At 54.1% G+C, this 15,475-nt stretch carries 8 protein-coding genes and 1 pseudogene; 3 read left to right on the forward strand and 6 right to left on the reverse strand.

What is annotated here, in order from left to right; translation table 11 throughout:
- Positions 1-15 precede the first annotated feature (15 nt).
- On the reverse strand, positions 16-1,476 hold the full coding sequence (locus AC1D2P_RS22020) for a hypothetical protein (protein WP_046033151.1): 1,461 nt from the start codon (positions 1,474-1,476) through the stop codon (positions 16-18).
- A 541-nt stretch (positions 1,477-2,017) separates the two neighbouring features.
- Positions 2,018-3,040 (reverse strand): zinc-dependent alcohol dehydrogenase family protein, encoded by a 1,023-nt coding sequence (locus tag AC1D2P_RS22025; protein ID WP_046033150.1) that lies wholly within the window; start codon positions 3,038-3,040, stop codon positions 2,018-2,020.
- A gap of 268 nt (positions 3,041-3,308) precedes the next feature.
- On the opposite strand from AC1D2P_RS22025, the gene AC1D2P_RS22030 reads away from it, so the two are divergent.
- Complete coding sequence (locus AC1D2P_RS22030; RefSeq protein ID WP_477758265.1) at positions 3,309-4,223, forward strand: LysR family transcriptional regulator; 915 nt, start codon at positions 3,309-3,311, stop codon at positions 4,221-4,223.
- Between the two features lie 549 nt (positions 4,224-4,772).
- Positions 4,773-7,397, forward strand: coding sequence for a PDDEXK family nuclease (locus AC1D2P_RS22035; protein WP_477758264.1), 2,625 nt, complete (start codon positions 4,773-4,775; stop codon positions 7,395-7,397).
- Between the two features lie 241 nt (positions 7,398-7,638).
- Here the strand turns inward: AC1D2P_RS22035 and AC1D2P_RS22040 are convergent, their stop codons facing one another.
- Positions 7,639-9,897 (reverse strand): nSTAND3 domain-containing NTPase, encoded by a 2,259-nt coding sequence (locus AC1D2P_RS22040; RefSeq protein WP_477758263.1) that lies wholly within the window; start codon positions 9,895-9,897, stop codon positions 7,639-7,641.
- A 140-nt stretch (positions 9,898-10,037) separates the two neighbouring features.
- Here AC1D2P_RS22040 and AC1D2P_RS22045 point away from each other — a divergent pair.
- Positions 10,038-10,580, forward strand: a pseudogene (locus tag AC1D2P_RS22045) (IS66 family transposase); the annotation flags it as partial.
- A gap of 235 nt (positions 10,581-10,815) precedes the next feature.
- Here AC1D2P_RS22045 and AC1D2P_RS22050 read toward each other — a convergent pair.
- The 3 genes from AC1D2P_RS22050 to AC1D2P_RS22060 form a co-directional block, all read right to left on the reverse strand.
- Positions 10,816-13,248 (reverse strand): AAA family ATPase, encoded by a 2,433-nt coding sequence (locus AC1D2P_RS22050; protein ID WP_477758262.1) that lies wholly within the window; start codon positions 13,246-13,248, stop codon positions 10,816-10,818.
- Positions 13,245-13,880: a hypothetical protein gene (locus AC1D2P_RS22055; RefSeq protein WP_477758261.1), complete on the reverse strand. Its 636-nt coding sequence runs from the start codon at positions 13,878-13,880 to the stop codon at positions 13,245-13,247. The genes AC1D2P_RS22050 and AC1D2P_RS22055 overlap by 4 nt, the downstream gene beginning before the upstream one ends.
- Positions 13,877-15,475, reverse strand: a 1,599-nt coding sequence (locus AC1D2P_RS22060) for an SIR2 family protein (RefSeq protein WP_477811593.1), incomplete at its 5' end; no start/stop codon positions are given. The genes AC1D2P_RS22055 and AC1D2P_RS22060, both read right to left, overlap by 4 nt.

The raw sequence follows: 15,475 nt of genomic DNA on the forward strand, positions 1-15,475 counted from the left end.
CCAAGCCGGGCACCTTCAACGTCCCGCTGACCGTTCGCTCGTCACAACGTCAATCTCCCTTGTATCTGCGCTCTGCCCCACGTCCGCAGGTTCGCCGCTGACCACCGGCCCCATGCGATAAAGCGTACCGATCAGGCTGACGGGTAACCCGCTGACGTCGACCATCCATTGCAAAACCTGCTCGGGTGCAGGCATGCCCTGCATGGCCCGATGCAGGTCCGGCAATGCCACGAGCATGCCGGGATGACACTGGCGCAGAAAGTACTCAAGCGATGCGCCATGCTCGACAAAAGGAGCGAACAGCAAACACACCAACTGAGCTTCATTCAGACCCAAAGTCCTTTGAGCCTCTATCGCCGCCAATTCCCGCTGATCGGACAGGATTGCCGGGGCACAAAACGCCTGTAATGCCTGTTCACACGCATGCTCAGGAAGGTGCTTGCGGCGCATCATCACCAATACCCGCTGCACATAGTCGGCAACACCGGCCTCATACGCGCGACCCTGCACGAAGCAGGCTTGCAGCCCCCGCAGGTGTGCGGCAATCGAAAGGCTGACGAATTCGTAATCGCCCAATTGAGTCGTCAGCCCGTCAGGTTGAAACTTCAGGAACTCGGTGAGCAGCGGCCAGCGCTCTTCCAGGTTGCTGACCAACATGTCGTGAATATCGATGTAGGTCGCACGGCGACACGCCTCAAAACCTTCTGCGGGGCGCCACGCGGCTTGTTCGTGATCTGGATAAAACTCGCGATAGCAATCGCTGCCCAGTTCATCGAGTCGAGCAAAGAGCTGCTCATAGCTGGTTTCCGGTTGATCCGGGGCCTTGAAACCGGCCTTCGCCGCAGCACGGTTCAACCCCTCCAGTAACTGCTTTTGCTGACGAGGCGAATCGCTGCTGACTAAGGCATCGACACCGCGATCCCAGCGGGCTATCTGCCCGTAGAACTCGCCGGTTGCCAGGTAGGCGTCATCCCAAAGGTCGAGGGGGCCGTTCCAGGTTCGACGGTGACCAACCATCAAAAGATTGAGGCGATTTGACTCCCGTCCGGCTTCGGAGATTGCCACCGCATGATTGAACGGCAGGACCTCGCGGTTATCGACCATCAACACTTCAACGCGAGGATCATCGTAAAGAAACAATGCGCTGCAACTGCGATGGATGTTTTCAAGGGCCGCCGACACCACCCCGTTCGATCGCAAGGTCGCCACCCGCAGCTGGAATGTCGCCGGCGCCCGGCCGGCAATACTCAATTGTGCGGCGCGCAGCAGAGCAAGGGTGTAGCAATTGTCTCGGGTGCCGGACTGGATCGTCAGCACCTTGTATTCGCCGATACGTTCCATGCCACCGGCTGCGACCACGATGCGCTGAATCATCAGTTGCAAAGCCGTACGTTCAGCCCGTGAGAAAAAACTCAGCAATCGTTGCAGTACTTGCTGATAAACATAGTTCATTGCCTGATCATGGGTATTGGTCATCTTCGTTTACCTGTTACTCATAGAGTCGATGTCACACAAACAACGTCATGCATGATGCAATCGGTCACCTGTCATGATTAGAGTGCTGGAGTTGATATGAAATATTAACACTTGGTTTTTAGTCATTATTTGAAATGATTAGGCGCAACCAATGATGCGCCGTGCCGCCGAGAGCCTTCAGCCCATGCAGGGCGGGCCTCTGGCGAGGGCACGAGACATCCTAGGAAATATCCGACAACTTCCCACAGACAGGTAGTACGACAAATAAAGAAAGAAGTTACCCTGCGCACTTCCTCAACTTTTCGAAAACACACTAATTGTTGAGCGTGTATTACGGAGCCCCGATAAACAGCCATAGCTCATTCCTTGAGATGAAAGTAATCATTCAATTATCAAGGCTTATATGATGATTAGAAGATACAGATTGAGGGCAAAAACCAGTTCAGTTGCTGAACGGCCCCGTCATGGATTGACAGGACGCCTCGTGCTTTCGACAAGGGAATGAAAAAGTCCGTGCAAGCACGGACTTTTTAGCGGGGAGTTACACAGGCTCGACCTGGAGGGCCACCCGCTCGCGGCACGGGCATTCGTCCATGTAGCGATGTGCTTCGACAAACTCGGAAAACGGAAAGACCCGAGTCTTGAGCGGCAGCAGCACGCGGTCCGCGGTCAACTGGTTGATGTCACGCAAGGCACGTTGCAGCGCGACCTGGTCCTGGATGATGCCCAGTTCCGGCTTGCCGGTGAAATTGCCGATACAGTGCACAAAGAACTGAATGTTCTTCTGGAACGCTGCACAGGCCGGGAACGGCGTCTGGTTGCCCCCCTGCAGGCCATACAACACCAGGCTTCCACGCGGTGCGAGCACATCACCGAGCAGCGACATCTGCGGACCGCCCAAACCATCGAACACCACATCCACACCGCGGTTGTCCGTGATTTTGTTGATCCGCATGAGCAGATCTTCTTCTTCGGTGACGATCACTTTCTCGGCACCGAGCGACAACAAGTACTCACGTTCATCCGCCGTTTTGGTGGCAGCAATCACGCGTACACCCAAGGCCTTGCCAAGCTGGACGAACGAAGGTCCGGCACAATGGCTGGCGTCGGTCACCAGGACGAATTGCCCGGGCTTGACGCGTGACAGATCGACGTAAGCAAAGTAAGCAATCAGCAAAGGCGTGTAATGCACGGCCGCTTCGATCGGGTTCAGCACATCGGGATAGCGGGTCAGCGCCGAGCGAGGCAGAACAATTTGCTCGCCGTACACCGGATAATCGTTCGGGCTTTGCGACGGGAAGCTGGCGACCTTGTCACCCACTGCCAGGTCATCCACGCCCTCGCCGAGCGCCGTAACGACGCCGGACATTTCCTGGCCCAGGCCCGAAGGCAGACGAGCGTGGGACGAGGCCAGATTCTGGCGCCAAAGCGTGTCATACCAGCTGATGCCAATCGCCTCGACGCGCACCTGCACTTCGCCCGGAGCAGGAAGCACTGCCGCATGCTCTTCGCATTTGAGCACCTCGGCTGGACCAAACTTGTGAAAACGGATCGTGCGGGACATCGCAAACCTCGTCAAAGTAACCTCTAATGCCATGAACTCTATCCGGGCTTTCTACCCAAGACTATCAGTGGCTATTAATAGTCGACATGCCTGTCATTGATTCCGCAGCACCGGCGACATTGTCAAATGTCGTGAAAATCGAAGCGGCCTTTCGGGAAAAACTGAATTACACGGTGCAGAGTAGCAGCCTTTCCCCGTAAGATTCATGCCGGCCATTGTTCTCATATGGCCGCTCTCGTCAAGCTTGATGACTCTGCCAGGACTCCAGATGAATCGTAATGACCTGCGTCGTGTCGACCTGAACCTGTTGATCGTTTTCGAAACATTGATGCACGAACGCAGCGTAACCCGCGCTGCAGAGAAACTGTTTCTCGGCCAGCCAGCCATCAGTGCGGCGCTCTCGCGCCTGCGTGGGCTGTTCGATGATCCGTTGTTCGTGCGCACCGGTCGCAGCATGGAGCCGTCCGCCCGGGCGGTAGAAATTTTCGCCCTGCTCTCCCCTGCACTGGATTCGATTTCCACCGCGGTCAGTCGTGCGGCGGAATTCGACCCGGCCACCAGCACCGCGGTGTTTCGCATCGGCCTTTCGGACGATGTCGAGTTCGCCCTGCTGCCGATGCTGCTCAAGCGCCTGCGGGCCGAAGCACCGGGCATCGTCCTGGTGGTGCGCCGGGCCAATTACATACTGATGCCAAGCCTGCTGGCCTCGGGCGAGATCTCCATTGGCGTCAGCTACACCGCCGACCTGCCGGCCAACGCCAAGCGCAAAGTACTACGTCGCAGCATGCCGAAGCTGTTGCGGGCCGACACAGTGCCGGGGCCGTTGAGCCTGGATGATTTCTGTGCACGACCGCATGCGCTGGTGTCGTTCGCTGGCGACCTGAGCGGCTTTATAGATGAAGAACTGGAAAAGCTCGGGCGCAAACGGCATGTCGTACTGGCGGTGCCGCAGTTCAACGGCCTGAGCACGCTGCTGAGCGGGACGGATATCGTCGCGACAGTGCCCGACTACACGGCCGACGCGCTGACGGCTGCCGGTGGTGTTCGGGCTGAAGATCCGCCGCTGCCGGTGCGCAGTTTTGAATTGCACATGGCCTGGCGCGGCTCGCAGGACAATGATCCGGGCGAGCGCTGGTTACGATCGCGGATTCAGATGTTTTTTGGCGACCCTGAGAGTCTCTAGGCGTCGTCGGGCAGGCTGTTCATCTGATCATTTTTGCCTTTCCACAAACCATGGAGCTCCATTCACTTCCAGTGGATTGCTACATTGGGGGCACATCTGAGGGCATACTTTGGATGGTTTGAAAAGGATGCCCCCAGCCTGAGGGCCCACGTAAGCAAGCGCCCAACTCACCTTGCGTAAGTCAGGTCGGCATCCACTGATGCGGCAGCAGTTGCCCGGTTTCGCTGGCCTTCTGGATAGGCAACTGCGTTAGCACATCCTTACTTCAAGCCAAACCAAAAACCATGGTCTACCGCAGCCATGGTCAGTCTACTGAGCGCATCTGTGCCGCACGGCCCTGCCCCTCGAAACTATCCATCATATGRATATTGCATGTACAAATATGTAATTTCCATAATACCTGTGGATTGGAGAATATTTGTCTATCAAAAACCACGTGCCCTGGACACACGCTGTGTGAATGGAATAAGCAGACGACAGCAGTGCTGCCACCGCTTGTATTTCTGGCGGCACTGCCGTCCAGCCGTCAACTCAATGCTCTGCTAAGATTTGCCGCTCAGATTGATTTCAAGGAGAAAAGTCATCAGCCGTATTAAGGACACCGAGGCTTTCATCGCAAAATCCAAGGCGAAATTTGGCCAGCAGTTCCATTACGTCGAGACCCTCTGGCACTCGGCGAGCACACCTGTAGTTCTTCATTGCCTGAGGCACAATCCCCCCGAAAAAGTAGAGATAAATCCCGATCACCACCTGCGCAAGAAGGGTGGCTGCAGGCAATGCAAGGCTGACAGCGCGAGGGCTCGACATGGCAAGACCCGGGAGGTCTTCATCGCCGAGGCCAAAGCCAGGCACGGTGAAGCCTTCGATTACGGCAAACTGGTATATGTCAATGCCAAGACAGAAGTACTCATATACTGCCTTAAGCACTGCATCGAGTTCTGGCAACTCCCCGAGGTCCATTTGAAAGGCGGTGGCTGCCCTGCCTGCAAGAGTGCAAAGTTAAAAAAGAGCAACGCGGAGCTGTACGACCAGCGGAGCGTGAAGTATGAGGAATTCCTGACTAGGGCAAATTTGACGCATAACGGTTACTACCGGTATGAGCCCGAGAGCTACGTGGGATTTGGCAAGAACGTTCGCATCATTTGTCCCAAGCATGGCGTGTTCTCTCAACGCGCCGAGCGACACGCGAGCGGTAGTAAGTGCAAGAAGTGCGTGGCTGATAATCTCAAGATCACCGAGCCAGTACTTCGGTCGCGTATCGAGCAGAAATTTGGCTCGATTCTTTCGGTCCGATTCGGTGCCTGGTCAGGCTTCAAAACCATTGTCCAGGCATTCTGCTGTCGACATAGACATAGCTGGAGCTTAACTGCGAGTGCTCTGCTCTCAGGCGGTGGTTGTCGCCACTGCGTAAACGAACTTAAAAATCAGCCTGCTTTAGCAGCGCTGGTGAGCAGCTTGCCCCCCGAACTCCGTTATTTGGAAACCAGCCGAAACCCCGATTTTCTGAGGTTTAGCATCGACGCCACGCGCAAACACCGAGCTCAGTACCGCTACGAGGAAAACCTCTTTATCTCGTTTTCCCGGCCGTGCCAAGTGATCTGCCACACCCACGGAGCCTTCAAATTAAAGCCTGAAGAGCATCTGGGAGGCACGGGATGCCATATTTGCGCCTACCAAGACCAGTTCATCAGGTCGGCACGCCAACGCTTCGCTGACCGCTTCGATTACGGCCAAACGAATTTCAGCCATGCCAGTGGTCAAGAAAAAGTCAGTATCCTCTGCGTTGAGCATGGCGTACGCGGCAGCATCAGCGCCGCACTCCATCTGCGTGGTACGTCGTTTTGTGGGGTTTGCAAGAGCAATTCCCGGGTATTGACCACCGAACAAAACCGCCGTGCTAACCAAAATGCCTTGCTCCAAAACTTTAGAGAGGAGGCTTTCGCGGCCCACTCTGGAAAGTACGAATATCCTAACTTAGAGGAGGAGCTAGTCACACGTGTCAGCAAAATCACTGCCTACTGCAAGCAGCATGATTTTACATTTACCCCGTCTGCAGCGGCGCACGTACAAACAGGCAACCGAGCACCCTCAGGATGCCAGCGTTGCAAGGGAGACATTTCTCGACTGCGCTACCGCAAACCTTACATAGAAGTCCAAGCAAAATTGGCCGAACATGGTTTCAGCCTTCTTACCCCAGAGCATGATTACAAGAGCCAGGGTGAATCCATGTTGGTTCGCTGCAATGAAGGCCATGAGGTAAACGTAGTCCCGCAGAAAATTTTTAGTGGTCGAAGCTGCCCCAATTGCTCTCCTTTCGTTGGCGAGGCGATTACTCGGAGTATTCTTGAAGAAGGCTTCGGATTTTCGCTGCAGAAACGGCGATTTAAGCAGAAAGATCATCCCCACTTGATTCAGCCCCACGCCAGCCTCGAACTGGATGGATACAACGCGCAGTACAAAATCGCGTTCGAATACCAAGGCGCATGGCACTCCCAAAAAGCCCGACACCGCACGGAAGCGAGCTACCAGCGCCAGCTTCAGCGAGATGAGCAGAAGGCTGTGATGTGCAGAGAGCTGGAAATCACACTAATTGTGATAAACGAGTTCATGTATCCGTTTCAGGCTGCAGATGTGAGGAAAAAGATTATGGAAGGCATTGAAAAGGTCGGGCTGAGAAAGCAATGCGTTGTTCCAGAGCATTTGCTGCTGCTATCGCACATTCCAATGCTCAACCTGAATGGCCAAAAAAAGCTGCTGGCACTGGCGGAGGAACATAACCTCAGCGTGAAAGAAACGGCATGGTACGGGAAATGGCATACCTACTCATGGCAGTGCAAGATATGCGACAACGATTTTAAAGCGCCTTATATCGTGCGTGAAGCTGCAAAGTGGAAGTGCTGTCCCCGCTGCGCGAGAAATCATCCAGAAGTGAAAGAGCGACGCCGACACACGATGAAAGCAAAGGGTAGTGAATACCTTGAGGCGCTTCGAGAGAGGGCCCGAGTCATTGGCCTGAACTTAGTGGATACCGAGTGGAAAACTGCGGCTCAACACGTCACTTATAGGTTCAAATGCATCCACACGAAAGTTGAAGTGAAACCCAGAAACTACAACAGCATCCTTCTGGGTTATAGCGGCTGCGACTGCGATGAACACCGCCGACCACGAGTTTGACCCAGCTAACAATTTTGATTTGTATCGATCTCTTGTCCAGATTGAGGTGATTAAGTCACCTCATTTTCCGTTTTTCACGGCGAGATGATGTCGAAAAGTGGCGGACTGCCATCTACATCACCATAAAGCTTATCTCGTCCCAGAGGTCGCTTCTCTCCGCCCATGACTTTATGTCGTTCTGAGCGTTGAGATCGTTACTCAAAAGCTTGATCGGGTACCGGCATACCCTCGTTTAGCTGGTCTAGAGATCGACATCGTCAAAGATGTTTCGACCGCCCTCTTGTGCAGATGGACGAATCAAATCGCTTCGGCCAACTGCAGGCTCTGCTCCCCGCTCCTGTGATACCTCATTTACCCAATCGTCAACTCGGCACCTTTGGGTATCGACCACATCATCCACACCGGGCCATTCAGGGAACGCGGCACGTATTCCCTCTAGCTGATCAACGAAATCAGAAAGGTGGTAATCAGGATCTTCCTCATAGCTGTACGTTTCCTGCTGAGACCGGCGGATCCTATCGAGGTCAGGCAAGACATGCTTCAGTACATCACGGTAGAAGTCTTCCCGCTCCTGGTCACTAAAGAACTCGTGCATGTCCTGATCGTAGATGTACCCAAGGTCATCCTCATCGAACACAAAGCCGTGAATTTTGGTCGAGATAGCATCTCTGGCTGACTCCGGTAAAAGATCTTGCCGAAGCAAGCGCAGAGCCAGGTCAGACGACTTCGTGAATAGGTTTCTCGCGAAATCTCGAACCAGGCTGGAGGCCAACTCTCCATCAGTTTTCGAGTACATGGCCAGGAATACGTGGTCAGTCCTGCGCAGCAGGAAAGAGTACAGTCTGCCCCGCCTCATACGCTCCACGTCGGCCCCAAAAGTGACGTACTGATAGCATCGTTGTGCGATCGCTGCAAACATGCTCGAGGGCAAAATCGTCGCATTCTGAATGCCCGTATCGCCGCACGTCACAAGTTCCATCAACTGCTCAAGAGGTGTGCCATCTACAAAAATCTGCAGATGATCAGGACTCTGGGCGAGTATTAACGCAAATGCATCTCCAATCGTTGGGTGCTTGTACCGCCAAAAGCGTCCTTCAGCAGTATCTGCCACTTGTACAAAGCTTCCCCGGAGACTCTCAAGCGCACGGATGCAACCGGCTTGGTTACCGCCCAATCTTTCAATTGTCTTCACCTCATCCCCTGAGAGGTTTACCGGGCTTTCGATTGCTCCGTGCTTCATGTAAAGCAAAGCCAATGCGGCCTGGCTTTCGTCATCCATGCCCTGCATTGTCTCAACGAGCCATCGCTCCTGCTTGGCGACAAACTCATCGATACTTCTTTGGTCGATCTTGAGGGCCCTGGTGAATTCAACACTGCCCAGGCGCCGAGCTGTCTCGGGAGCGAACCGACTGTGAGCTGCCACCGCAGGAAGAAACTCCTTTAAAGCCGTCCGAACCCGCCGCGGTTGGTTGCCAAGCTTCACATGGTTGTAGAGGATTTCTGACTTTTCTCGTGTGGTCAGATCTTTCACGTCGATGACCACCTGGCTTTCCTCGATCAAAGGAAATGCCGTTCTCTTGAGATCACGCCGTGCGCTGTTGTAGATGTAATCACGGCTAGTCAGGACTACCCGATGGCCCACTCGGATCATCGTCGAGAGCGCTGGGAGTATCCGGTTCCATTCCATCACCAGGTCGGCTTCGTACTGCATCGCCCCAAAGGCGTCATCAACCCAGATGAACTGCGATGCTTCGTCCGTATTCCAGTGATCTCGAATTTGCTCGGGCTTTTCCAGCTTCAATACCCTACTTCCCCACTTATCCATCGCACACATGGCCATAAGTGAGGCAATCGTCGTCTTTCCAGCAGCGGGCTCTCCAACCAGGAGAACAAAACCATGCTGCTGAAGGGCCTGGAGTGCTTTGCGATAGGTGCCAGTCACAACAAGCTTTGAAAGCTCAGGAAGCTCCGTCAGCAGCGCCTTCGTCTGCTTGTACCGTCTCTCATCCAAGATCTGACTGAGGTCACCCAGACCATAGAGCCGAGGCACATTCATGCGCAGGTTACTGTTTAGCTGGATCTTCTCGCAGATCCATGTGGAGCCCAGTAGCAGAACATGCTTGACCCCAGCATCTTCAAACGCCTGCTTGATCTTTAGATGGCTCTCCCCAGTCCAGTCGCCGTTCGTCATCAGAACATAGACATCACACTGTCCCTTGGCGACGAGTCTGCGCACCTTTTCACGCTCACCAGCTACATCTGACAGCGTGAGATTATGATCACGGCGCGATGTGAACTTGCACTGAAAGACGAACGCGCCTTCATACAACTCATTTGGCTGAGGAGACCACGTCCCCTTGAACCCACCGTCGCGACCTCCATCATTTCCCTCAAGGAACGTCTCGACCGTCTGACCCAATACCGTAGAGGCTACGGCCATGCATAACTGCTGAAAGCTATGCCAACCCAGGAGGTGAAGGTCGTATTTGGGGACGCTCATCTGACGTTCGATCCTTGCAGCCAAGTCCTGATGCCGGACAGAGTGCCATCATAGCGGAATTGTCGAAATGCCGTGCCCTGGAGATAGCGGCAGCACTACTTTCTAATCTGGATCTCGGGACCTGATCCTTCGATGCAGACGTAGCTCATGCGCGCCGCAAGTACTTCGACCTGCACGTGGCGAATAAAAGTCAGTTGGCGGAGCAGGCGCTTCACTCGATTGGTGGGCTGTACGAAGTCGAGCGACACGCCAAGGAATTGAGCGACGAAGACCGCTGGCGATTACGCCAGGAAACAGCAGTGCCCATCGCTGAAAAACTGCATGAGTAGTTGCTGGCCCAACGCGAACTTGTGCTCGAGGGTTCTGCCACGGCCAAGGCTCTGGATTACAGCCTTAAACGCTGGGTAGCGCTGACGCGCTACCTAGAAGATGGTGCTGTGCCCATCGACAACAACCAGATCGAGAACTTGATCCGGCCGTGGGCGCTTGGGCGGTCGAACTGGTTGTTTGCTGGGTCGCTGCGCAGCGGCAAGCGGGCGGCGGCGATCATGAGCCTGATCCAGTAAGCGCGCATCAATGGGCATGATCCGTATGCTTATCTCAAAGATGTACTGACGTGGTTACCAACGCAGCGAGCCAGCGAGATCGAGCAACTGCTGCCGCGTCAGTGGATGCCTGCCTGATCTGTGCAAGGTGTGTTCGCTGGCCGCTTGCCGCCAACCTGCCCTTCAATGGCGCGCTTGAAATTTGCGCGGCGAGATAGGCACTTCATGACTGCTAATCATATGGCTAGCGCTCTCTCTTCAGCAGGTTCAGATCACCTAATCGTCCACAAAAAATAGCAGGCAGGTCACCTTCGCAATCTCACTCGCACATTGCGTTGGGAGGCGCGTCAGCACCTCTTTGAGAGATCGAGAATTAACCGACAGCATGAAGCGCAGTCTCTTGCTTGAACGAGAACCGCTCCGAGATGCACACGCTATCTCGACGAGGACCTCGTGATAGCTCAAGTGTCAGGAGGCTATCCTCGGGGAATGCAGGACTGAGCTCTAGTTTGAGGTACTCGAAGAGTTGGCGGTCATGGACAGCTATTACAACCTGCCGACCATGTTCCTTTGACAAGGTCTTCAGAAGTGCCGCGAAGTGGGCGATATGCACGTCGTCCATCGATTGCACCGGGTCATCGAGAATGAGGCACGGTAGATCACGCGGGACTGATAGATGCAAGGCGATAAACAACGAGAGGGCTCCGGTATTAAGATTACCTGCGCTCAGCATTGCACCTGGTGTCCCACCGGCTTCGCCGCCATCTCTATGCTCAGTAATTAATTTAGGCTGTAGCCTCTGAGTGGATGATTCTGGAATGCGAAATGCCGGTACAAATGGTTCGCCTGGCGCCAAGCGTACAAAGAGATCGCGCCACACAAGGTTGAGCCGATCATTGAATTCCCGACGAATAATTGCGGAACGCACCTTATCAACGGCACTACGGATCGTGTTGCCCTGCTCGCGTAGGACTTGCGCCCGCTCGAGGGCAACGTTAGCGGATTTCCAAGATTCGTCATCGGCAGAAATCCTTGCATCCACTTCTAATCGTTGCCTAATCGCGGCGCGAATCGTAGCGATTAAATCGGCAGCCTTTCGCCGCAATGAAAGACGCTTTTCAAATCGCGCCGCCTGGGTAGCCAAAAGCGATTCCAACCTACTCGCTCCGGCCTCGAAGGACTCTCCTTCACCTAACTCAGGTGCGCGAATTGAAAGCGCAAAATCATTCAAAATGTCGTGCGCTGCGACTAGAGAAACATCGCGGATCTGGGCGTCGCTCACTGAACGACGCGCGGCGACATCGGCCGCGCGTAATTTTCCACCCAACTGCAATGCGTCGAAAATACTCTTGAGTTCGCTGATCAGAACATTGATAACAGCTAGCCGCCGGTCAAGGTTAGCTAGGTCACTCTCTTCAGGACTGCGCGCCGCAATCGTCTCAATGTCTCGCTCCAGTCGTTCAATGGCGACTTGCATTTCACTGCGCGCACGTCCGAGTGTCAGTAATCGCTCTGCCGATGCAGATAAACTTCGAACCTTGTCATGGACATGTTCGCTTAACGGAGCCAAGCCCGTTTCGGTGAAATTTCGATCGCAAACTGGACACGTATCATCAGCAATAAATGATGTCAGCTCCGAAAGTGCCGCCGCCAGGCTGCCAGCACTACTGGATAAAAGAACGACTTCTTCATCTATCGTGTTCCTATGGCGCAGAGCCACATCACGTTCATCTTGCGCTTTCGCGCGCCCTGCAATATCAGTCCGTGCTTGAGTAACACGTTCAGAAACATGCTGCTGCTCAGTGCCTAATCGCACCAGTGCCGTTTCTGCGAATTGCTCCGGGTCGCTTGGAAGCGAAATATTTGATAACACCTCTTCGACACGACTGCGTAGAGATTTGACTTGATCTCCATATGTCGCTTCCCAATGCGAAAACTCCTCACTGGCTTCATCCGCGCCAATAGTAATGAGGTCCACGGTGGTTCCGGTTGCAGCCTGCGCCCCCTCAATTTCACGCCGAATGGAAGCTAGTTTTCGTTGCTGGTCCGTCAGCAGTGGAAAAGCATCCGCGTCTTTGTCATCTGAAAGGCTAGTGGTAACTTCATCGAGTGTTTCTTCCCGCACCTCCACGGATAATTCCAACTCCGCACAGAGGATTGCAAGCTCATCAGCCACGGTTTGAACTTGCTCGTCTAAAACTGAGTGTGCCTTGCGTTGTTCGGTGAGCAGGCGATCTAGGCGTAATTTTTCATTTTCCGCAGTAAGCCAGCCTTCCACACTTTTGCGGACGTTGCGCACATCTGCAAGCGGCTTTAGCCCAGCTTCGAGCGCGTCAAGGCGATCCAGTCCTAGAAGTTTGGCTACAAATTGAGCTAGGGGGGATGTCGCATCGTGCCCCGCTTCTTGATAGATCTGAAGCAACTGACCAAGCAGAGCCTGCGGTAGGAATGCCCGCTCACGGAAGAATGTCGCACGCATATTGTCAAGCGCGTTGATGGACTGCGCACCGGTTACATTGAGAGTAGCGTTGAAACTTTGTTCTGAAATTCCGCTGAGGGCCCACAACAGAACACTGCCCTCAGAAGCTGATCGATGAAGTAGTTGCTTCTCATAGCTGGGATCAGCACGCTCCAGCGAATGAACCTTCCCTGTCAGGGCGAGCTCGATAGCTGAAAGAATGCTCGTCTTTCCCGCACCGTTTTCACCATGGATAAGCACAACCTTGGCGTCAAGCGGTGCATGAATCTTTCCGCGGATGCTTCGGAAATTGTTGATGTCGAGGCTTTTAAGAATGAAATCGCTCAAGACTGCTTCGCTCCCAGATCGGATTGGAAGGCACCGCTGATCACCTGTGAAATGGTATCGATCACCGCTTGTTCTCCGTCTGTTGATGCGGCGATAACAGCATCTATCAGTTCGCTATTAGTGTTTGCGGAAAGCGCAAGAATAAGCTGTTCTAAGGCAGGGCCATTACCAGTTGGGGATTGTCCTATCGGAGCAGGAAGCGTAAGCGGTAGTAGCACACGTATACAATCGTCCAACTGGCGTTGCGCAGCCTCGCCTGTCGGCCTCCCTTGATCATCAAGTGAGACTCCTTCGACATGCAGTACACGGCAGATTTCAGACAGAGCCTCAATCCCCTCCACCACCACTGCACCTGCAAGGACTACCGTTACCACATAACGTGAGCCGGTTACGTCGAGCGCGCGACTTAACGCTTCGACACGTTGTTTGACACTTGCGCCTTCGCGGTCACCGTTCTCCCCCGTTGTTGTGTCGACCACTAGCACTAGATCTAGCGCCCTACCATCGTGGCCACGCATCGCAGCGGTGAACGCGAACTCCACACCAGCAACCTTGAAAGGGATCGTCAAGTCAGTGTAATCAGCGCCGTGAAGTCGCTCCTGAATCGCATGTATGATAGGTGCAACACTCACAGCATCATCTCCTTAACAAACTCCTGCTGTAATGTCGCGGCATCACCACAGTTCGCGAGTAGATTACCGAGGCTGACATGCGTTTCGCCAATGCGTCCGGTTCGTCCCGGAGCAGCACGGACGCGTCTCGCACTCCCTCCGTTCCCGCCCATCTGATACCAGGCATCGTCAGCATGTAGGATGATTGCATTGTTGTCGGCGAATCCACCGTTCATTTTTAAAGCAATCGCCTCAGTGGCCGACTTCACGACAAAAATTGGTCGATTTATTCCGTCAGGACGTAATGCGCACGCAGATATTGCCCCTGACTTCAGATCTTCATCCGCGGGTTTATAAATATCCCAAAGCCCCGTTTCTCGCCCACATTGCAACAGCGACAAGGCGACCCCAAGACGTCCCAAACCCATAGCTTTGGCGTTCTGGTCAGTGGCGATGAGGTTGAGAGTTGAGTTGCTTAGCGTCTCGTAAGCGTCCGCGTTTGAAGGTAGGCGGCCACTTCGAAACAAAGAGAGCATACGGGACCATTGCCTGACAGCTTGGTTTACAACGTCAGTTCGGTTCCAATCCCCAGGAGTGGGAACAGCAAGTTCTGCCATGTTATCTCGTAACGACTTCAGGAAAGGCTTGAGTTCGCTTGCAACCAGGCCTTTACCGATTTCGGTAAGAGCAAGCTGCATTAATGCAGTGATCTTATCGCCGAGGACCTTAAGAACAAGCGCGATTAATACCTTTTCACCCCAGGCGCGCAGCAGCGTAGCTTCATGAATGGCAGCGGCATTTTCGTTGTATGCCTCACCATAAGAGAGGCGTAACACATCTCGCTGTCCCTGCTGGATCTTATCCTCACAGAAGATATGCGCTGGAGCAGCCGGTGCACACGGCCAAGGCCAAGCATGCGCCGCCTTGGCTCGCGCGAAAAGAGTCTGGAGATTGTTGTCTTGGATCGATAGTCCGAGCACGAGCGTTTTTTGAGCTGTTGCAAGCCCGACTACAGCATTGCACATAGCTAAGAACTCAGGCTTCTCCGGCCAATCCATTATCTGGGTGTAGCTTCCGGTTAAGAATCGGCGAAAAACTAATGGCTCACGCGAAGCATGCACAATGCAGCCATGAAACTTCAGCAATCGTGCCCGCCCGGCAGGCCCCCTAAGCTGGTCGGGGTCAACGACCACCTGCAGCACACCAGGAACACGGTTGCTCAAACGATCGACCGCCGCCTCTATAAATCCGTCCCAATTCGCCGAGGCGACCGACTGTACTGCCCCCTCTAGAATTAGGATCCCAATACAAAGATGTTCGGCGGCAGGCGGCGCGGGATCTTGGAAGGCCAGCCTGATATTGATCGCATCCCACAGGATAAAATCAGCGTTCGTTCCCACGATACGAATGTCAAGAACACGCGCGTACTTGTTCCAGAGCCGGTCAATGATGCTGTCATGCTCTGGCCAAGACGCGAGCGGTTGTACGTACTGCGCCTGAACTGTCGCGGGCTCTATCTCAGCAAGCCCGAGGGCTTCTTCAAGTGCGGGCAAGTACGCAGCGGCAGTCTCAACTGCAACTGCCCTCTCTCGAATATAATCGAATGCTCGTTCTAT

The sequence above is a fragment of the Pseudomonas sp. P1_F1_2 genome (assembly GCF_056405815.1).

Bases quoted from the DNA above. Each gene is read 5' to 3' on its own strand.
- AC1D2P_RS22020 (WP_046033151.1), bottom strand. From the start codon at position 1,476: ATGACCAATACCCATGATCAGGCAATGAACTATGTTTATCAGCAAGTA.
- AC1D2P_RS22030 (WP_477758265.1), top strand. From the start codon at position 3,309: ATGAATCGTAATGACCTGCGTCGTGTCGACCTGAACCTGTTGATCGTT.
- AC1D2P_RS22025 (WP_046033150.1), bottom strand. From the start codon at position 3,040: ATGTCCCGCACGATCCGTTTTCACAAGTTTGGTCCAGCCGAGGTGCTC.
- AC1D2P_RS22040 (WP_477758263.1), bottom strand. From the start codon at position 9,897: ATGAGCGTCCCCAAATACGACCTTCACCTCCTGGGTTGGCATAGCTTT.